Raw genomic sequence first — 18,290 nt, 5'->3', positions numbered from 1 at the left:
CGGGATCGAGCATGAATGTCACCACCGCAGCAGAGGCCCTCGAAAAGATCTCAGCAAGGGCATGCAGATCCTCGTCCGCGAAGGTTCGGTCTCGAAGGATCTGAAGGCCTTGATGCCGATCATCACCGAGCGTCTATCGCCCTATCTCGCGCTCTGCACCGACGACCGCAATCCGCTCGACATCGCCGAGCAGGGCCATCTCGACTACATGATCCGCACCGCGATCGCGAGTGGTGTCGAGCCGCTTGCGATCTACCGCGCCGCCTCGATCTCCGCCGCCCGCGCCTTCGGATTGATGGATCGCGGGCTCATCGCGCCTGGCTGGCGCGCCGATCTCGCCGTCATCGATAGCCTGGAGCGCTGCAAAGCCGAGATCGTCTTTTCTGCCGGCCGCCGCGTCAGCGATGAACTCTTCGCCACCCGCAAGCCGGTCGCGCCAGTGGGTCTCGACAGCGTGAAGGCGCGACCCGTCAACGCCGCTGATTTCGGCGTCCCGGCCACCGAAGGCGAGACGCCGGTCATCGGCGTCACCCCCGGCAAGATCATCACTGAATTTCGCCGGCACCGCCTTCCGGCAAAGGGAAACCAGACGGGCATGGACCTCGAAAACGACATCATCAAGGTCGCCGTCATCGAACGTCACGGCAAGAACGGCAACCACGCCAACGGCTTCGTCCAGGGCTTTGGCCTAAAGAAAGGAGCGATCGCCTCCACCGTCGGCCATGACAGCCACAACATCTGTGTCGTCGGCGTCAGCGAGGAGGATATGGCGTGCGCGGCCAACCGCCTCGGCGTAATCAAAGGCGGCTTCGTGGTCGTCGAGGACGGCAAGGTGACCGGCGAAATCGCCCTCCCCGTCGCCGGCCTGATGAGCCTCGAGCCTTACGAAAAGGTCCGCGACACTCTCCACCATCTCCGAAAGGCAGCCTACGCGCTCGGCGCCACGCTGGAAGAGCCCTTCCTTCAGCTCGCCTTCCTGCCGCTGCCCGTGATCCCGCACCTGAAGATTTCGGACCGGGGCATGGTCGACGTGGATCGGTTTGTGCTGATCGGGTGAAAGGCATTTTGATAAGCCGTTGAAGTGATCCCTGCGACCGCCTGCGTCAAATCCGGCTACAAAACGCGCTTAGCGCTTCAAGCTGGATCGATTCCCTGCCAGCCAATCCGCCAGAGCCCGGCATATCGACGTGCTCGCCAAGCGTCATTCCCACGGGCAATCTAAACTCCGCCGGCTTGCGGGTCAGGTTGAAGACGAAGAGTAGTTTCTCGCCATTTTTCTCGCGCGTGAATGCCAAGAGATCCTGATTTGTACCGATGAATTCCATATCGCCGTCAAGCAACGCTGGATGCCGCTTCCGGAATTCCAGCATCTGACGATAATGAGTGAATACCCAGTTTTTACGTCCTCTTCCTGCGTATCGACGGAAAGGGCTGCCTGCTCGTCGGGAACAGGCAGCCGGCTTCTCTCTGCCCGAGGTGAAGCCTGCATGCGCCTTTCCGGCCTCCCAGGGCATCGGCGTGCGGCATCCGTCGCGCCCTTTGAAGGCGGGCCAGAAGCGGATGCCGTAAGGATCGCGCAGATCCTCGAAGGCAAGTTCTGCTTCGGCAAGTCCCAGCTCTTCCCCCTGATAAAAGGCAGATCGAGCCGCGCAGCCCCGCCAGCACGGGAATTCCCAGCTTGGCGATCATTGGCCGCTCCTCCTCGGCTTTTGCAAACCGGCTCACATGGCGCTTGACGTCATGGTTGGAGAAGGCCCAGGCGCGCCCAGCCGTCGACAACCGTCTTTTGAAAGGTCTCGACGCAGTTACGGATATGCGCGGCCGTGAAATCCGGTCCGAGCAGATCGAAGGTGTAGCACATGTGCAGCTTGTCGCCGCCGCTCGTATAGGCCGCGACGGTCTTCAGCGAGCGCGCGCCGTCACCGACCTCGCCGACCGTCGCTCGCGCTTCATATTGATTGAGCAGCGTCCGCAATCGCTTCAGGAAATCGAGGTTTTCCGGCTGCGTCTTGTCGTGGAGATGGTTCTGCATGCCGTAGGGATTGCTGTCAGGGCGCATCGAGACCGCCGTCGCTCGTATCCGGCTCATGGGGCGGATTGTCGCGAAGCAGCTTGTTGCGCAGAAGTAATAGTTGACCGTATTCGAGCCGGAAGCCGTCGACGCCGCGGTCGAGCCAGAACTTCACGGTCTCCAGCACCGCATCCTGGACTTCCCTGTTGTGGAAGTTGAGGTCCGGCTGCGAGGTCAGGAAATTGTGCTGGTGATACTGGCGCTGCACGTGATCCCGTTCCCAGCCCGGTCCGCCGAAGATCGAAAGCCAGTTGTTCGGCGCCGTGCCGTCGCGCTTCGGGTCGGCCCAGACATACCAGTCCGCCTTGGGATTCGTGCGGCTCGAGCGGCTTTCGACAAACCACGGATGCTGGTCGGACGTATGCGAGATCACCTGGCTCATGGTGATGGACTTTTAACCCCCGGAGCGAATGGGCGACACCCATCATCTCGTCGAAATCATCAAGCGGTCCCGACGATTCGGATCGACGTCGCAGTAGTCCGAGACGTCGTAGCCCATGTACAGACCATCGGGCGATTTGAAGAAGGGCGAGAGCCAGATCGCATCGACGCCGAGATTGGCGATATGCGGGAGGCGGCGGGTAATGCCCTTGAGGTCGCCGAGACCGTCGCTGTTCGTATCCTGAAACGACCGTGGATAGACCTGAGACACGATGACCGCACCCCGCCACCAGCTTCCGCCGCCTGCATCGCCATTCGCCGGATTCTCCGCGCCATTCCAAGCGCGCACAGACTAAAGCCCGGAAAACAAAAAACAACTGCGCCGATGACCTCTTTTGGTGCGGGACGCGCGTAGCAACAGAAAACGCCGCCTACGGGCTTGTCCACACCTTGAGCAACCCTCTTTCATTGGGGGTTGCAACGCCAAACCGTTGCGATAAGGTGCGCATTGACTTGCACGTAACAGGTCAAAAACCGGGAACAAATGACTAAGAATAGGCAAAAAAGCCTGGAAAGGTGGCCCAAGATCACCCATACAACGAAAAAATTTCTAGCCTCAGCAATGCTTGGCACATTGCTGGCTTTCTCGGCCCACGCGGCCACGCTCAATATCCACAATGGCGGCGATCCGGCATCGCTCGATCCGCAAAAGCTCTCCGGCGACTGGGAGAATCGCATTGCCGGCGACATCTTCGAAGGCGCCCCGCTGGCCGAAGATGCTGAGCTCAATCCCATTCCGGGCCAGGCCCAAAGCTGGACCGTTTCGGACGACGGCAAAGTCTACACCTTCAAGCTGCGCGACGGCATCAAGTGGTCCGACGGCCAGCCGGTAACGGCCGGAGACTTCGTCTTCGCCTTCCAGCGCCTCATGGACCCGAAGAATGCCGCCGACTACGCCTATCTGCAGTTCACCATCAAGAATGCCGAAAAGATCAACAAGGGCGAGATCACCGATTTCAACCAGCTCGGCGTCAAGGCGATCGACGATCAAGACGCTCGAAGATTACGCTCGAATCCCCCAGCGCCGGATCGCATCGGCGCGCTCACTCACTACACCGCATATCCGTTGCCGAAACATGTCGTCGAAGCCAAGGGCGCGGACTGGGTCGAGATCGGCAACATCGTCACCAACGGCCCCTACAAGCCGGTCGAGTGGGTGCCCGGCTCGCACGTTACAACCGTCAAGAATGACCAATATTACGGTGCGTCAAAGATCTGAAGATCGACGGTGCGAAGTTCTTCGTGCTTGAAGACCAGGAAGCCGCGCTGAAGCGCTATCGTGCCGGCGAGTTCGACATCCTTACGGACTTCCCGACCGATCAGTACGAATGGATGAAGAAGAACCTGCCTGGTCAGGCGCACATCGCGCCGTTTTCCGGCCTCTATTACTACGTGATCAACTCGAGCAAGCCGCCGTTCAGCGACAAGCGCGTCCGCCAGGCTCTTTCCATGGCGATCAATCGCGAGGTCATCGGCCTGGCAGATTCGTGAACGGGGGAAGCTGCCCGCTTATGCGTCGGGTGCCGCCGGACGGCGCAACTACCGGCGAGCCGGCCTACGTCTCCTGGAAGGATTTGCCCTACAGCGAGAAGGTCGTCGAAGCGAAGGAGCTGCTTCGCAAGGCGGCTACGGCCCGGACCATCCACTAACGGCACAGCTCAAGTACAACACCAGCGACAACCACAAGCAGCGTCGCCGTCGCCATCGCCGCCATGTGGAAGCAGACGCTCGGCGTCGAACGTCGAACCCTGTCAGATGCCGAGGCCAATGGGGCACCTTCCAGGAGACGCGCTGACAAGAGGCGAGGTCCCGGACATCGGCCGCGTCACGGCTGGCTCGCCGACTACAACGACGCCGGACAACTTCCTGGACCTGCGCGTTACCGCCTGTATCAGGCGAGCAAAGCACCACGGGTTACGACAGCCCTGAAGTACGACGAGCTGATCAAGGAAGGCCGGCCTCGCCGACCGATCTCGGCCAAGCGCGCCGAGCTGCTGGTCAAGAAGGCCGAGCAGCTGGCGCTCCACGATTCCTGCCGACCTAGCCCGATCTACTATCTACGCCACCGAAGCACGCCGTCTCGCCGGCCGATCGAGGGCTGCGACGACAACGTGCAGGACTATCCACCTGTACGCGCTGGCTCTCCGATCGAAGCGGTAACAGCGGTTCCGTGACGATGCCCGCTCCCGCGGCTCGCGCCGGTAGGGCCGGCGTCCACGATCACCCCCACGACATGTCCGACGTTCGGGCGGGGGCAGGGATATGAAACGATGCTCGACCTACGCCGTGCGCCGCGTCCTCGGCGCCATACCGACCGTCCTGGTGATCAGCGGGCTCGCGTTCTTCGTGATCCGCGCCTGGCCCCCGGCGGCCCCTTCGCCGCCGACCGGCCGCTGCCGGCCGAGTCATCAAGCGGAACCTGGCGAAGGCCCACTACAACCTGGACGAGCCGCTGCTCCATGCAGTATACGGCCGCTACGTCGGCGACCTGTCCTGCAGGGCGATCTTCGGCCCGTCCTTCGCCATGCGAGGACTATTCGCCGTCGGGCAAGCAGATCTATGATCGGCTTCCCCTATACCTCTACGCTCGGCACCGACCGCGATCCTGATCGCCATGCTTCGTCGGCGTCACCGTTCGGCTGCCATCGCGGCGCTCAACCAGAACAAGACGCCCGGCGACTATCCTGGGCGCACTCATTCTGATCGGCGTCGTGCTTCCCAACTTCCTGATCGCCCCGATCCTGCAGCTCGTTTTCGGTATCCGTCTCGGGTGGCTTCCAGTCGGCGGCTGGGGTGACGGCTCCTTCAAATTCCTTGTCATGCCGATCGTCGTTCTGGCACTGCCGCATGCCGGCCGCATATCGCGCATCACCCGCGGCTCGATGATCGAGGTCATGAACCAGAACTTCATCCGGACCGCCAAGGCAAAAGGCATCGGTCCGCGCCTGACGGTCATGCGCCACGCGCTGAAACCCGCCATGATGCCCGTCGTCTCCTATCTCGGACCGGCGGCAAGCTATCTTCTCACCGGCTCGCTGGTTGTCGAGAGCGTCTTCGGACTGCCCGGCATCGGCCGCTATTTCATCACTGCAGCGCTGAACCGCGACTACGGCATGGTTCTCGGAACGGTCATCTTCTACATGGTCCTGATCGTCTTCCTCAACCTTCTCGTCGACATCGCCTATGCGTGGCTCGATCCGAAAGTGAGAAACCGATGATCCTCAACCCCGCGAAACGCGAGCTGCTCGCTGCCGAGTTGCTGCAGGCCGAAGGCCTAGCCCCCGAAGGCCGTTCGCTCACCAAGGATGCGCTTCGGCGCCTGTCACGCAACAAGGCCGCGGTGATCTCCATCGCGGTGCTGGCGCTGCTCGTCCTCCTCGCCTTCCTCGGCCCTTACTTCATTCCCTTCAACTATGAAGATCCGGACTGGGCCGCCTTCCGCACGCCCCCGGACTTTGCAAGCGGGCATTACTTCGGCACCGATCCGAACGGCCGCGATCTTCTGGCCCGCGTGCTCCACGGCACCCGTGTCTCGCTTGCCGTCGCGCTGACGGCAACCGTCGTCTCCGTCGTCATCGGCGTGCTCTATGGCGCCGTCTCCGGGTATATCGGCGGCAGGCTGGATTCGGTCATGATGCGTTTCGTCGATATCATGTATGCCCTCCCCTACATCCTGTTCGTCATCCTGCTGATGGTGATCTTCGGCCGTAACGTCTATCTGCTCTTCGCCGCGATCGGCGCGCTGGAGTGGCTGACCATGGCCCGCATCGTCCGCGGCCAGACGCTATCGATCAAGCAGCGCGAATTCATCGAGGCTGCACGCGCCTCGGGGCAGAGGCCTTTCAAGATCATCCTCAAGCACGTCATTCCGAACCTGATCGGCCCGGTGGTCATCTTTGCGGCACTCACCGTTCCCGAAATCATCGCCACGGAGAGTTTCCTTTCCTATCTCGGCTTCGGCGTTCAGGAGCCGCTAACCTCGCTCGGCGCGCTGATTGCCGAAGGCACCGATGCAATGGAGAGCATGCCCTGGTTGCTGGTCTTCCCGGCAGGCTTCCTCGTTGCCCTGCTGCTCAGCCTGCTCTTCATCGGCGACGGCCTGCGCGACGCGTTCGACCCGAAGGATCAGCTAACGATGACCGACAACCTTCTCGAACTCAAAGACTACTCGATCACCTTCGAAACGCCGGACGGCCAGGTGAAGGCCGTCTCCCACATGAACCTCACGATCAAGCGCGGGCGAGCGCATCGCGATCGTCGGCGAGTCCGGCTCCGGCAAAAGCCAGACCTTTCTTGGCATCATGGGATTGCTCGCCAAGAACGGTAAGACCAGCGGCCAGGCGCTGCTCGAAGGCAGGGATGTGCTGTCGCTGAAGCCACGTGAACTCGATCAGGTGCGCGGCAAGGACATGGCGATGGTCTTCCAGGATCCCATGACCGCCTTAGAATCGCGACTCTTCGAGTCTCCCGCCAACTGACGGAACAGCTTGAGGTTCATCGCGGTTTCACGGCGCGCGCTGCCTGCCGAAGCGCTCGATATGCTGAAGCGGGTCGGCATCCCCGACCCCACGCGCCGCTTCAACCTCTATCCGCACGAGCTCTCGGGCGGCATGCGCCAGCGTATCGTGATTGCCATGGCACTGCTCACCAAGCCGAAGCTGCTGATTGCCGACGAGCCCACCACCGCGCTCGATGTCACCATCCAGGCGCAGATCCTCGATCTCTTCAACGATCTGACGGCCGAGATGAATACGGCGCTCGCGATGATCACCCACGATCTTGGCGTCGTTGCCGGCCTCGCCGATCGCGTCGCGGTCATGTATGCCGGCCGCATCGTCGAGGAAGCGCCGGTCGATGAGCTCTTTGAAAATCCGGCACATCCCTATACGGCGGCGCTGCACGCAGCGATCCCGCGCCCGGACCAGGACGTCGACCAGCTCGTCGTCATTCCCGGGCGGCCGCCGAACCTGCAGCACCTGCCGAAAGGCTGCAACTTCTCGCCGCGCTGTCCCAAGGTAGAAGACGATTGCATCGATCGTCCGCCGCCGCTCGAAACGCTTTCACCACGCCATTGCGCAGCCTGCTTCCACCCCTTCCCGCGTATCGAGGAGCTTCTCAATCATGGCTGAACGATCGCTATTGAGGGTCGAGAACCTGACGACCCAGTTCGAACTGCCCTCCAAAGGCTTCTTCAAGCCGCCGGTGATGCTGACGGCCGTCAACAATGTCAGCTTCGACTTGAAGGAGGGCCGCACGCTCGGCATCGTCGGCGAATCCGGCTGCGGAAAGTCAACGCTCGGCCGCTCCATCCTGCGGCTGCTACGCTCGACAGGAGGGCCGCATCCTCTGGCAGGGCCGCAACCTGCTAAACCTGTCGGACGAAGAGATGCGCAGCCGCGCGCCGCGACATGCAGATCATCTTCCAGGATCCGATCGCATCGCTCGACCCGCGCATGACGGTCGGCGACATCATCGCCGAGCCGCTGACCGTCTTCGAGCCGAAACTTTCCAAAGCGCAGCGCCTCGAACGTGTGCGCGAGATCATGAGTGCTGTCGGCCTCGTGCCGGAAATGATCAACCGCTACCCGCATGAGTTTTCCGGCGGTCAGGCACAGCGCATCGGCATTGCCCGCGCGGTCGTGACGAGGCCGAAGCTCATCATCTGCGACGAGCCGGTATCGGCCCTCGACGTTTCGATCCAAGGGCAGGTCATCACGCTCCTGCGCAAGCTCCGGAAAGAGTTCGGCCTGACGCTGATCTTCATCAGCCACGACCTTTCCGTCGTGCGGCTGATCTCGGACGACGTGCTGGTGCTCTATCTCGGCAAGGTGGTGGAAGCCGGCGATTGCCAGACGGTCTTCGAACATCCTGCGCATCCTTATACGCAGGCACTGTTTTCGGCCGCACCCATCCCCGATCCGAAACTTGCCCGCCAGCGCACACGCATCCGCCTTCAGGGCGATCCGCCCTCGCCGCTGAACCCGCCGAAGGGCTGCGTCTTCTCGCCCCGCTGCTGGAAGGCGACGGATATCTGCCGGACGGAAATGCCGCCGACCGAGCATGTGCGCCCGGGTCAAACGGCAGCCTGTTACCATATGGACCGGTAAATCGCGTCCGCTCTGGGTCAGCTCGCGCGCAACACGCGCGTTGCCCAGCGCCTGCCCCGGAGCGGAACAATCGCGCTCCGGGGCAGTTCCCCCCTTTAGACAAGCATGCGGGTCAAAGCAGGGTTCCGAAGGAGGAGAAATTGCTCAAGCTGATATCCAATGCCGGCCTTGTGCTGGCGCTCACACTCGCAGGCGCTGTCGCGCCCGCGTCCTTTGCTCAGGCTCAGGACGTCCAGTTCCGTATCGGCCCGGACGGCGTGCGTATCTACGATCGCGATCGCGATGATCGTTATCGCGACGACTACCGCCGGGGCTGCAGCCCGCGCGAGGCACAAATCGCCGCTCGCGATTCCGGCCTCCGCCGGCCTGAGGTGGTCCGTGTGACGAGACGCAGCGTCACGGTGCAAGGCTGGACCCGTTATGGCCCGGACCGCATCGTCTTCGCCAACCGCCGCGGCTGCCCGGAGATCGGATAGGCAAACAAACGATCTGCGACATGAGCCCGCCGTCACGCCGGCGGGCTTCTTCACCTCTATTTCTGGGTCGGCACGCCCCGTTTCCAGCTCGGCAGCTATACGATCCACGAAGCAATCCGCCGTTGGTCTTCAAACCTGTTTCGTAAACAGAGCGGGGCTGGCTTTTCCGCGGGCTGGCGTCCAAACTGGTAATGCCTGCGCTTGCCTCCAAACGCCTCTGCGCGTAATCAGCAGACGCGGAGAATTTTCGGGAGGCAGTTTTGAACGGACGGTTCTTATCGATCGGTGAGTGCATGGTGGAGCTTTCGCAGGCAGGCGGCGGCCTGCTGAGAAAGGGTTTCGCCGGCGATACGTTGAACACCGCCTGGTACGCTCGCGCCTGCATGCAGCCCGCCTGGAGCGTCGATTATTTCACCGCGCTTGGCGATGACGCGATGTCGGACGAGATGATCGCCTTCTTCGAAGAAGCAGGCATCGGCACGAAGCTCATCAGGCGCATCAAGGGCAAAGCGCCCGGCCTTTACATGATCAACCTCAGGAACGGCGAACGTTCCTTCAGTTACTGGCGCGACAACTCCGCCGCCAGGCAGCTTGCCGCCGATCCTGACCGCTTGCGCGAAGCGATCGAAGGCTCGGACGTCGTCTATTTTTCGGGCATCACGCTCGCCATTCTGCCGCGCGAAGACGCCGACACGCTGCTTGCCGAAACCCGCCGCGCCAAGGCCGCGGGTAAATTCGTCGTCTTCGATCCGAACATCCGCCCGCGCCTGTGGGCGAGCTATGACGTCATGCACACGACGATCAGCGAAGGCGCCCGCTCCTCTTCCCTCGTCATGCCGAGCTTCGACGACGAGGCCCTGCATTTCGGCGACGACTCCATCGAAGCCACCATCCATCGCTACCGTGCCCTCGGCGCACCGAACGTGCTGATCAAGAACGGCGCCGACGGCGCGACGCTGAACTTCGCCGGCCAGCAGAACTTCGTGCCGGCCGAAACGGTCAACGAGGTCGTCGATACCACCAGCGCCGGCGACAGCTTCAACGGCGCGTTCCTCGCGAAATATCTCGAGACGAAGGATGCGGTCGCCAGCGCCTGTTTCGCAGTGAAGGTTGCCGCGCGTGTCGTCAGCGAGCACGGTGCACTCGTGGCAAAGGATAAGCTCGGGCTCTGAGCCTCGAAAGGCAGCCTGTAATAAATCCATCACAGAGAAGCCCCAAAATATGCGCGCGGGAATCACGTTCCTTACGCCCGCTTGGGGTTGTGCCGCTGCCGTCCGATACGGCGTGGCGTGGATGGAAAACGGGACATGCTGCAACATCCGTCGAATAACGATCGCGGCGAGAGCTGGGCCAATACCGCGCCTGGAAGCTTGCCGGAGAGGCTGGTGATCGTCACCGACGCCTGGCATCCGCAGGTCAACGGCGTTGTCCGCTCGATCGAGAATACCAACCGCGAACTCGCGAAACTGGGGGTCGAAGTGTCCATGGTGACGCCCGAGCGCTTCAGTAGCTTCCCCTGCCCGACCTATCCGGAAATTCGCCTTTCGATCGCCAATTACCGCCGGGTCGCCCGCGAAATCGAAAAGCACAAGCCGTCCTATGTGCATATCGCCACCGAAGGTCCGCTCGGGCTGACGGCGCGGCGCTGGTGCCTGAGGAACCGCATGCCGTTTTCCACCAGCTACCACACGCGCTTCCCGGAATATGTCTCGGCCCGTCTGCCCATACCGAAGCGCTGGCTCTACGCCTTCGTGAAGTGGTTCCACAATTCCGGCGCCGGCTGCATGGTGGCAACGCCGAGCCTTGCCCGCGAGCTGTCGGAAAAAGGCATCCGCAACCTGATGCCCTGGAGCCGCGGCATCGACGCCGCGCAGTTCCGCCCGATGGAACTGGAAGAAAAGCCTTTCGGCCTGCAGCGCCCCATCTACATGACGGTTGGACGGGTAGCGTTGGAAAAGAACCTGCCCGCCTTCCTCGATCTCGACCTGCCCGGCTCCAAAGTCGTGGTCGGCGACGGCCCTGCCCGCGCCGAGCTGGAAAAGCGCTATCCGGACGTGCTCTTCACCGGCCCGAAATTCGGCGAGGAGCTTGCCAGGATCTATGCACAGGCCGATGTCTTCGTCTTCCCGTCGCTGACCGATACCTTCGGCAACACGATCCTGGAAGCGCTCGCCTGCGGCGTTCCCGTTGCCGCTTTTCCCGTCACCGGCCCGCTCGACATCATCGGCGAGGATGGCGAGGTCGGCGCACTGGACGCAGACCTGCAGGCGGCCTGCCTCGGCGCATTGTCCGCCTCACGCGAGAAGGCACGGGATCTTGCCCTGCAATATTCCTGGGAAGCGGCAACGCAGCAGTTCATCAACAATATCCGCGCCGCCAACGGCGTCATTACGCCGAAATGGAAGAAGGCCTGGCAATATGCCAAGACCTTGCCCAAAAGCAGAAAGGCCGGCGATGCCGCCGGCCCGATGAAATCCGGAACCTGATTTTTTACTTGTGCAGGGCGCTGCGCAGCGTGTCGTTGGCAAGCGTGATGGCGCTGCGGACGGCCGGGGTTTCGCTGATGGCGTTCAAGAGCACGAAGTCGTGGATCGTGCCGTTGTAGCGGACCGAGGTGACCTTCACACCGGCCTGCGACAGCTTGCGGCCATAGGCCTCGCCTTCGTCGCGCAGCACGTCGTTCTCATCGGTGACGACGAGTGCCGGCGGCAGGCCGTTCAGCTGTTCCAGCGAAGCGTTGAGCGGCGTTGCCGTCGGCTCCTTGCGCTTGGCTTCGTCCGGCAGATAAGCGTTCCAGAACCACTTCATCGCTTCCTTCGTGAGCCACGGGCCGTTGGCGAATTGATTGTATGAGCGGGTCTCAAAGTTGGCGTCGGTGACCGGGTAGAACAGTACCTGTTGCTTGATGGCCGGGCCGCCGCGCGCCTTGGCAAGCAGGGTGACGGCCGCTGTCATGTTGCCGCCGACGCTGTCACCGGCAACCGCGAGGCGGCTCGCATCGACCTTGAACTCCTTGGCGTGCTCGACGACATACTTCGTTGCGGCATAGGCCTGCTCGATGGCGATCGGATATCGCGCCTCGGGTGAACGCTCGTAGTCGACGAAAACGACTGCAGCATTGGCGCCATTGGCAATCTCACGGACGAGGCGGTCGTGCGTATCGGCATCGCCCAGCACCCAGCCGCCGCCGTGGAAATACACGACGACCGGCAGCGCGCCCTTGGTATTTTCAGGGCGGACGATCCGGAGCTTGATGCTGCCCGTCGGGCCGGCCTTGATCGTCTTGTTTTCTTCATGGACTGCGGGCTTCTTCACCTCACCCTTCTGCGCGCCGGCGAGAATATTGCGGGCCTCAGCCGGAGAGAAGGTATAGATCGGCTTGCTGCCGGCAAGTGCATCGATGAATTTCTGCGTGGCCGGTTCCAGCACGGGATCGGCAGCAGCGCCAAGGGCGGAGGCGGCCAGGATCGTTGCTGCGGAAAGTGCGGTCTTGATGGTCGACATTGTCTTGTCCTCTCAGTTTGCTGTTCGATGCGAACGGTTTTATATCGCGCACGATTGTTTATTGCGCAATTCAAAAAGACACATAGCTGCCATGCGCTAAAATCGCTTGCTATTATTTATCGCGCGATTTAAATTGATGTGTTTCCGGAGAAATGCCATGCAGGCGCAACCTAAACTCGACAATTTCATCTGCTTCGCCATGTATACGGCAAGCCACGCGATGAACCGCGTCTACAAGCCGTTGCTCGACGCGCTCGGCCTCACCTATCCGCAATATCTGGTGATGGTCTCGCTCTGGCAGGAAGACGGCCAGACCGTCGGCGGCCTTGGCGAAAAGCTCTTTCTGGAATCGAGCACGCTTACCCCTTTGCTGAAGCGCCTAGAAGCCGCCGGCTATATCCGCCGCGAGCGCAGTAAGGAAGACGAACGCGTCGTCGTCATCCGCCTGAGCGGCGAAGGCATCGGACTGCAAGAAAAGGCCGCCGCGATACCCGACTGCATCGCCGGCGCTACCGGCCGGGACGCCGCTGGCCTCGCGCGCCTGCAGGCCGAGATCGTGGCGCTACGCGAGGCGTTGAACAGGAGTGTGGCGGCCTGAGAAGGGCGAATGTTGGCTTGAGTGACAGCCATCGACTTCGCCTTCCGGCTTAAACGGCATACCAAAACCGTCGACGGTTCTCTCAGGACCGGACATCAGCGACCATGCGCAACGCCATAGCAGCGGCAGAGGGTGCAATCGCAAATCGCGTGGCACCGGCATTTGTGCTCGAAACTCCGAGAGCGCAGCGCCCAATGACAGGAGCCATGTGTTACCTGAGGTGCCCTGTGTGTCGGTAGTGCCATGGTTAAACTTTCGCCTTTCTTCGTCCCAGCATGTTTTGCAGAGCAAAAGACGATGACTTTGCCGGTCGGTGGATCATCATCGCCTGCCCAGCAAATCAGGCCTGCCCGAAAACGCTGCCTATGACGCAAAAAGCCGCCTCGATGAGCATCGTGATTGGACTTCCGGGCCCGCTGGAGTCAATCTTATTTCAGGGCAAAAGTGTAAGGGGGCGGAGCAGCCATCGTCTGAATCGGAGGCTAAAATGAAACATCAAGCACTTGACCAACTGCGGACCGTCGCAAACGTCAACCTGGATCAGCCGCGCCGGCCGATGTCGCGCAGCGAGCGCCTGCAGCGCTGGGCAGAGATCCTCGAGCAGTTCCCGAACCGGCATCTCTCGACACTGCACCAGACAGAATATCAGCCGGAAGCAGGGCGCGACATCATGCGCGCCGACAATTCGCCGATCTCCGTCGCGTTCAAGGATCCTGTGCTGCGTGCAGCCGGGATGGAAAACGACACCTATGGCGAAGCAAAGCGGTTTTTCGAGTTGACCGACAGGGAGTTGCATAAGGTCATCTGCTACTGCCACTTCGGCGCTACGGTAAACGCTGCAACCGCTGCCCGGCAAATCCGCTCTTTCTACGCTGAAGGAAAGCGCGGCATGCTCCATCGGCTGCGCGCGGCGTTCCTCGACTAGGAGCGCCAAGGTTTCGCAGGGTCATTGCTGGAGCGGCCCGGTCGGCAGCTCCAGCTTTTCCGCGCGCCGTGCGGCGGCGCATTTCCCGAACAGGAGTGAAAGGCGATTATCGCTTCTTCTTCGACTCGTACGGATTGTCGGGCGAGCGGTAATGGATGCGGATCGGCACGCTCGGCATGTCAAAATCCTCGCGCAAACCATTGATGAGATAGCGCGTATAGGATTCCGGCAGCGCGTCGGAACGCGTGCACGAAATCATGAAGGCCGGCGGGCGGGCCTTTACCTGCGTCATGTATTTCAGCTTGATGCGGCGGCCGGAAACGGCGGGCGGCGGGTGCTGCACCTGCTGCTGCTCCAGCCAACGGTTGAGCCGCGCCGTCGAAATGCGCTTGTTCCACACCTTGTCGGTATCGATGATCGACTGCATGAGCTTGTCGAGCCCGCGGCCGGTCTGGCCGGAAATCGGAACGGCGCGGATGCCGCGCGCCTGCGGCAGCAGGCGATCGGTCTTTTCGCGCAGGTCGGCGAGGACGGCTTGCGGATCCTCGATCATGTCCCACTTGTTGAAGGCGAGAACGGCCGCACGACCTTCGCGCAGTACCAGGTCGACGATGTGCAGATCCTGTTTCTCGAAGGGGATCGTCGCGTCGAAGACGACGACGACGAGTTCGGCAAAACGGATCGCGCGCAGCGCATCGGCAACCGAAAGCTTCTCCAGCTTTTCGATCACCCTCGCCTTGCGGCGCATGCCGGCGGTGTCGAACATCTTGATCGTGCGGCCGCGCCAATCCCACTCGACGGAGATGGAATCGCGCGTGATGCCAGCTTCCGGCCCGGTCAGCAGCCGGTCTTCGCCGAGGAAGCGATTGATGAGCGTCGACTTGCCGGCATTCGGCCGCCCGACGATTGCAACGCGTAGCGGCTTGGTATCGTCGTAGGCGGGCTCTTCGTCCTCTTCCCCCTCCACTTCGGACCGCGCAACGTCCACGTCGGTAACGGCGACGTCTTCCTTAGGCGGATAGGCGCGCTCCTTGCCGAGCGCGGCGACGATCGCGTCGCGCAGGTCGAGCATGCCCTGCCCGTGTTCGGCCGAGATCGGCGTCGGTTCGCCGAGACCGAGCGTGTAGGCGTCGTAGAAACCGCTGTCGGAGCCCTTCGCTTCGGCCTTGTTGGCAACAAGCACCACCGGCTTGCCGCGGCGGCGCAGCATTTCGGCCAGGGCGGTATCGACCGGCGTCAGACCGGTCTTGGCATCGACGACGAACAGCGATAGATCGGCCTCGTCGATTGCCGCTTCCGTCTGGGCGCGCATGCGGCCGAGCAGGCTTTCGGCATCAGCCTCTTCGAGCCCGGCGGTATCGACGATCGTGAACTTAAGGTCGATCAGCCGCGCATCGCCCGGCCGGCGGTCGCGGGTAACGCCCGGCGTATCGTCGACGAGCGCCAGTTTCTTCCCAACCAGGCGGTTGAAAAGCGTCGACTTGCCGACATTCGGGCGACCGACGATCGCGACCGTAAAGCTCATTAGAGATCCTTAGATTCAGCCCTGCGCGGCGGGCGCCTTGCCGGATGCGGTGATATTATCAAGCATGATCTGGGCGCGGTTTGCAATGTTGCGCGGGCTTGCGGCATCGTCGGCGATCGCCTGATACCACTGGCGGGCCTGCGCCATGTTGCCGGCCTTGTATGCGGCAAGGCCCAGCGCTTCGCGGGCCGAGTGACGGAAGGCGTTCGCCGGAATGGCCATTTCCTCGACGGCGGCGGAAACCTGCTCGTAAGTGCCGCTTTCGATCAGCAGCCAGCCGGCGCGCATCCTGGCGGCATCGCGGACGGCTTCCGGAACGGACTGGTCCTTGCCGATCGCTTCGAAGGCGGCGATGGCCGCGGCATTGTCGCCCTTCTGCGCCTGAACCGAGGCTGCACGCATGCGGGCGAGAACCGGATAGGCGCCGTGGCCTTCCTTTTCGAGCGTGGCGAGCGCGGCAAGCGCCTCGTTGCTCTTGTTTTCGTCGGCAAGCTTCATCGCCGCCAGGAACTGGTCGCCGGTGCCGGACGAGCGGTTGTCGTCCCAGTAGTCAAAGGCAACTTTGCCAGCCGTACCGACCACGATCAGAACGGCGATGGCGATGACATAGCGGCCGAAACGGCGCCAGGCGCCCTTCATCTGGTCGGAACGAAGTTCCTCGTTGACTTCACGGATGAAGCTGTCGTCGTTGAATGCCATTCTCGTCTCCGGCACGGATAAGCCCATTGCATGCGTTGCCGCATATCGTGGGGCCTTCTACTCCATTTTGCGGCACTTGTAAGGGGGATCGCAAAGATTCGTCACACGGCAAGCGGCGAAACGCCGATCAGCCATTCGTGCACTCTCCAGATCAGCAGCCCCCAGGCAACAACGCCGATGACGGCGGCATAAAGATCATACTTGGCTGAAACGAAGGGCCGCAGCGTCAACTCGCCCGCCCGCTCGCGCCGCTTCAGGGAGATGCGGAGAATGACCCCCCAGGCGAGGAAGGCGGCAAACAGCAGAACGGACGAGGTCTCGCCATTGGCAAGCAGATGCGAAAGCGCCCAGATCTTCACCGAGAGCACCATCGGATGCTTGGTCCGAACCGCGATGTGCCCCGCCGGCAGCAGCGAGGCGGCAAGACAGATCGAGCGCAATCAGCATCAGCGTCACGGCGATATGCGCCATCCACACCGGCGGCATGTACAGCATGCCGGTCACCTGCCGCGCCTGGCCAAAACCGTAGATGAGCAGGATCAGCGAAAGAAGGCTTGCGATCGAATAGGCGATCTTCCAGCCGTTCTCGCCGAGGCTTGCGATCATCGATTGGCGGAAACCGGGCGCGACCACCCGCACCAGATGGATACCGAGGAAAAGTATGATGCCGACGATAAGCAAGGCCATGGCGCGCGTCTCCTATCCGTTTCCCGAGGCTTAGCCGCAGCCGCAGGAAAATGCCAGCGGCACCGCAGCTTTGCCGCAATTCTGTAACAGGAAAGCCGCAAACAAATTGTCGCGGTGCCCATGTTTCGTTTCATTTTCCCTGCCTGCCTTGCCTTTTCCTTTGTCACCTCCCTTCCCGCCCAGGCAGCCGACCAGCCGCCGAAGCAGCTGGTGATCGTGTCCTTCGATGGCGCCCATGACAACGCGCTGTGGCAGAAGAGCCGCGAGATGGCAGCAAGGAATGGCGCACACTTCACCTATTTTCTCTCCTGCACGTTCCTGATGAATCAGGCTGCGAAGAAAGCCTACCAAGCCCCTCATCAGAAACGCGGAAAGTCCAATGTCGGCTTTGCCCAAAGCGACGACGAAATCCGCGAGCGGCTCGGCAACATCTGGCATGCGCATCTCGAAGGCCACGATATTTCGAGCCACGCCTGCGGCCATTTCGACGGCCGCAATTGGAGCGAGGCCGATTGGTCCGCCGAATACGCCGACCTTCAAGGCGACGCTGAAGAACGCCTGGAAGAGCGTCGACCTCAAAGAGCCGCAAGGCTGGCGGGATCTGGTCGAGCACGGCATCAAGGGTTTTCGCGCACCTTATCTTTCCGCGACGGCGGGCGGCGACATGATCGCTGCGGAGAAGAAGGCGGGCTTTTCCTATGACGCCAGCCTCGTCACCAAGGGTCCGGCCACGCCCGTCGTCGAAGACGGCATCATCCGCTTCGGCCTGCCGCTGATCCCCGAAGGTCCGAAGGAAAAGCCGGTTATCGGCATGGACTACAACCTCTTCATCCGCCACTCCAAGGGCGAAGAAGACAAGACCGACAGCAAGGTCTTCGAAGAGCGCGCCTACGCGGCTTTCAAAGAAGCATTCGACAAGCAATATGCCGGAGACCGCATTCCCCTCCAGCTCGGGTTCCACTTCGTGGAAATGAACGGCGGCGCCTATTGGCGCGCGCTCGACCGCCTGGTGAGCGCCGTCTGCCGCCGAACGGATGTCGCTTGCGTCAGCTACGCGGAAGCGATCCCGATGATCGAGGCGCGCGGGAAATTGCGGGAACAGGAAACTTCGGGGCTTTGAGCATCGCCTCTTTGCGCCCTTTGAAACTCCTGCCGGGCCGCGCCCTCGTCCGCCCTTCGGGCACCTTCTCCCCGCTGGGGAGAAGAGCAAAGCGGCGCGCCACTCTTATTTGCTGCGCCCAGCATTCATCACCGACA

11 protein-coding genes and 10 pseudogenes are annotated in these 18,290 nt (G+C 61.9%); 13 read left to right on the top strand and 8 right to left on the bottom strand.

Annotated features, from left to right (window positions below; genetic code table 11):
• Nucleotides 1-1,057, top strand: a pseudogene (locus tag ACW4PC_RS04745) (adenine deaminase C-terminal domain-containing protein); the annotation flags it as partial.
• A gap of 46 nt (nt 1,058-1,103) precedes the next feature.
• Here ACW4PC_RS04745 and ACW4PC_RS04740 read toward each other — a convergent pair.
• From ACW4PC_RS04740 to ACW4PC_RS04725, 4 genes and pseudogenes are all read right to left on the bottom strand, one after another.
• Entirely contained in the window at nt 1,104-1,370 is a 267-nt protein-coding gene (locus tag ACW4PC_RS04740; RefSeq protein ID WP_455873004.1) for an alpha-glucosidase C-terminal domain-containing protein, read from the bottom strand.
• Nucleotides 1,371-1,388: 18 nt separating this feature from the next.
• Nucleotides 1,389-1,580: pseudogene (locus tag ACW4PC_RS04735) on the bottom strand (hypothetical protein); the annotation flags it as partial.
• Between the two features lie 158 nt (nt 1,581-1,738).
• Nucleotides 1,739-2,059, bottom strand: a complete 321-nt coding sequence (locus ACW4PC_RS04730; protein ID WP_455873003.1) for a hypothetical protein — start codon at nt 2,057-2,059, stop codon at nt 1,739-1,741.
• A pseudogene (locus ACW4PC_RS04725) lies at nt 2,049-2,723 on the bottom strand (alpha-amylase family glycosyl hydrolase). The gene ACW4PC_RS04730 and the pseudogene ACW4PC_RS04725 overlap by 11 nt, the downstream one beginning before the upstream one ends.
• A 315-nt stretch (nt 2,724-3,038) precedes the next feature.
• On the opposite strand from ACW4PC_RS04725, the pseudogene ACW4PC_RS04720 reads away from it, so the two are divergent.
• From ACW4PC_RS04720 to ACW4PC_RS04680, 9 genes and pseudogenes are all read left to right on the top strand, one after another.
• Nucleotides 3,039-4,667, top strand: a pseudogene (locus ACW4PC_RS04720) (peptide ABC transporter substrate-binding protein); the annotation flags it as partial.
• Nucleotides 4,668-4,774: 107 nt separating this feature from the next.
• Nucleotides 4,775-5,730: pseudogene (locus tag ACW4PC_RS04715) on the top strand (ABC transporter permease subunit).
• Nucleotides 5,727-6,641, top strand: a pseudogene (locus ACW4PC_RS04710) (ABC transporter permease subunit); the annotation flags it as partial. The pseudogenes ACW4PC_RS04715 and ACW4PC_RS04710, both read left to right, overlap by 4 nt.
• A gap of 118 nt (nt 6,642-6,759) precedes the next feature.
• Nucleotides 6,760-7,137: pseudogene (locus ACW4PC_RS04705) on the top strand (ATP-binding cassette domain-containing protein); the annotation flags it as partial.
• Nucleotides 7,123-7,641 carry an ABC transporter ATP-binding protein gene (locus tag ACW4PC_RS04700; RefSeq protein ID WP_455873007.1) on the top strand — a complete coding sequence of 173 codons (519 nt, stop codon included), beginning with the start codon at nt 7,123-7,125 and terminating at the stop codon, nt 7,639-7,641. The pseudogene ACW4PC_RS04705 and the gene ACW4PC_RS04700, both read left to right, overlap by 15 nt.
• A pseudogene (locus tag ACW4PC_RS04695) lies at nt 7,634-8,619 on the top strand (ABC transporter ATP-binding protein). Before ACW4PC_RS04700 ends, ACW4PC_RS04695 begins: the two are co-directional and overlap by 8 nt.
• Nucleotides 8,620-8,759: 140 nt before the next feature.
• Nucleotides 8,760-9,095 (top strand): hypothetical protein, encoded by a 336-nt coding sequence (locus tag ACW4PC_RS04690; RefSeq protein WP_022714142.1) that lies wholly within the window; start codon nt 8,760-8,762, stop codon nt 9,093-9,095.
• A gap of 260 nt (nt 9,096-9,355) precedes the next feature.
• Nucleotides 9,356-10,267 carry a sugar kinase gene (locus ACW4PC_RS04685; protein WP_239597991.1) on the top strand — a complete coding sequence of 304 codons (912 nt, stop codon included), beginning with the start codon at nt 9,356-9,358 and terminating at the stop codon, nt 10,265-10,267.
• 135 nt (nt 10,268-10,402) lie between these two features.
• On the top strand, nt 10,403-11,581 hold the full coding sequence (locus tag ACW4PC_RS04680; RefSeq protein WP_455873002.1) for a glycosyltransferase family 4 protein: 1,179 nt from the start codon (nt 10,403-10,405) through the stop codon (nt 11,579-11,581).
• A 4-nt stretch (nt 11,582-11,585) separates the two neighbouring features.
• On the opposite strand, the gene ACW4PC_RS04675 is transcribed toward ACW4PC_RS04680, so the two are convergent.
• Complete coding sequence (locus tag ACW4PC_RS04675; protein WP_455873001.1) at nt 11,586-12,599, bottom strand: alpha/beta hydrolase; 1,014 nt, start codon at nt 12,597-12,599, stop codon at nt 11,586-11,588.
• Nucleotides 12,600-12,756: 157 nt separating this feature from the next.
• Here ACW4PC_RS04675 and ACW4PC_RS04670 point away from each other — a divergent pair, with 157 nt between their 5' ends.
• Together ACW4PC_RS04670 and ACW4PC_RS04665 are read left to right on the top strand one after the other, a co-directional pair.
• Nucleotides 12,757-13,197, top strand: a complete 441-nt coding sequence (locus ACW4PC_RS04670; protein WP_455873000.1) for a MarR family winged helix-turn-helix transcriptional regulator — start codon at nt 12,757-12,759, stop codon at nt 13,195-13,197.
• A gap of 487 nt (nt 13,198-13,684) precedes the next feature.
• Nucleotides 13,685-14,122 (top strand): hypothetical protein, encoded by a 438-nt coding sequence (locus tag ACW4PC_RS04665; protein WP_039845537.1) that lies wholly within the window; start codon nt 13,685-13,687, stop codon nt 14,120-14,122.
• Nucleotides 14,123-14,228: 106 nt separating this feature from the next.
• On the opposite strand, the gene der is transcribed toward ACW4PC_RS04665, so the two are convergent.
• From der to ACW4PC_RS04650, 3 genes and pseudogenes are all read right to left on the bottom strand, one after another.
• A complete protein-coding gene (gene der / locus ACW4PC_RS04660) occupies nt 14,229-15,647 on the bottom strand; it encodes a ribosome biogenesis GTPase Der (protein ID WP_039845538.1) in 1,419 nt (472 codons plus the stop codon).
• 15 nt (nt 15,648-15,662) lie between these two features.
• Nucleotides 15,663-16,346, bottom strand: a complete 684-nt coding sequence (locus tag ACW4PC_RS04655) for a tetratricopeptide repeat protein (RefSeq protein ID WP_039845539.1) — start codon at nt 16,344-16,346, stop codon at nt 15,663-15,665.
• Between the two features lie 101 nt (nt 16,347-16,447).
• Nucleotides 16,448-17,033 (bottom strand): annotated as a pseudogene (locus ACW4PC_RS04650) (NnrU family protein).
• Between the two features lie 120 nt (nt 17,034-17,153).
• Between ACW4PC_RS04650 and ACW4PC_RS04645 the strand changes: the two are divergent.
• Nucleotides 17,154-18,153: pseudogene (locus ACW4PC_RS04645) on the top strand (polysaccharide deacetylase).
• Nucleotides 18,154-18,290: the final 137 nt, after the last annotated feature.

Source organism: Rhizobium yanglingense, from assembly GCF_977109285.1.
The sequence above is the reverse complement of the archived record's forward strand: the minus strand, read 5'-3'. Positions and strand labels throughout refer to the sequence as shown.

Bases quoted from the DNA above. Each gene is read 5' to 3' on its own strand.
- ACW4PC_RS04740 (WP_455873004.1), bottom strand. From the start codon at position 1,370: ATGCTGGAATTCCGGAAGCGGCATCCAGCGTTGCTTGACGGCGATATG.
- ACW4PC_RS04730 (WP_455873003.1), bottom strand. From the start codon at position 2,059: ATGCGCCCTGACAGCAATCCCTACGGCATGCAGAACCATCTCCACGAC.
- ACW4PC_RS04700 (WP_455873007.1), top strand. From the start codon at position 7,123: ATGCGCCAGCGTATCGTGATTGCCATGGCACTGCTCACCAAGCCGAAG.
- ACW4PC_RS04680 (WP_455873002.1), top strand. From the start codon at position 10,403: ATGCTGCAACATCCGTCGAATAACGATCGCGGCGAGAGCTGGGCCAAT.
- ACW4PC_RS04675 (WP_455873001.1), bottom strand. From the start codon at position 12,599: ATGTCGACCATCAAGACCGCACTTTCCGCAGCAACGATCCTGGCCGCC.
- ACW4PC_RS04670 (WP_455873000.1), top strand. From the start codon at position 12,757: ATGCAGGCGCAACCTAAACTCGACAATTTCATCTGCTTCGCCATGTAT.
- ACW4PC_RS04665 (WP_039845537.1), top strand. From the start codon at position 13,685: ATGAAACATCAAGCACTTGACCAACTGCGGACCGTCGCAAACGTCAAC.
- der (WP_039845538.1), bottom strand. From the start codon at position 15,647: ATGAGCTTTACGGTCGCGATCGTCGGTCGCCCGAATGTCGGCAAGTCG.
- ACW4PC_RS04655 (WP_039845539.1), bottom strand. From the start codon at position 16,346: ATGGCATTCAACGACGACAGCTTCATCCGTGAAGTCAACGAGGAACTT.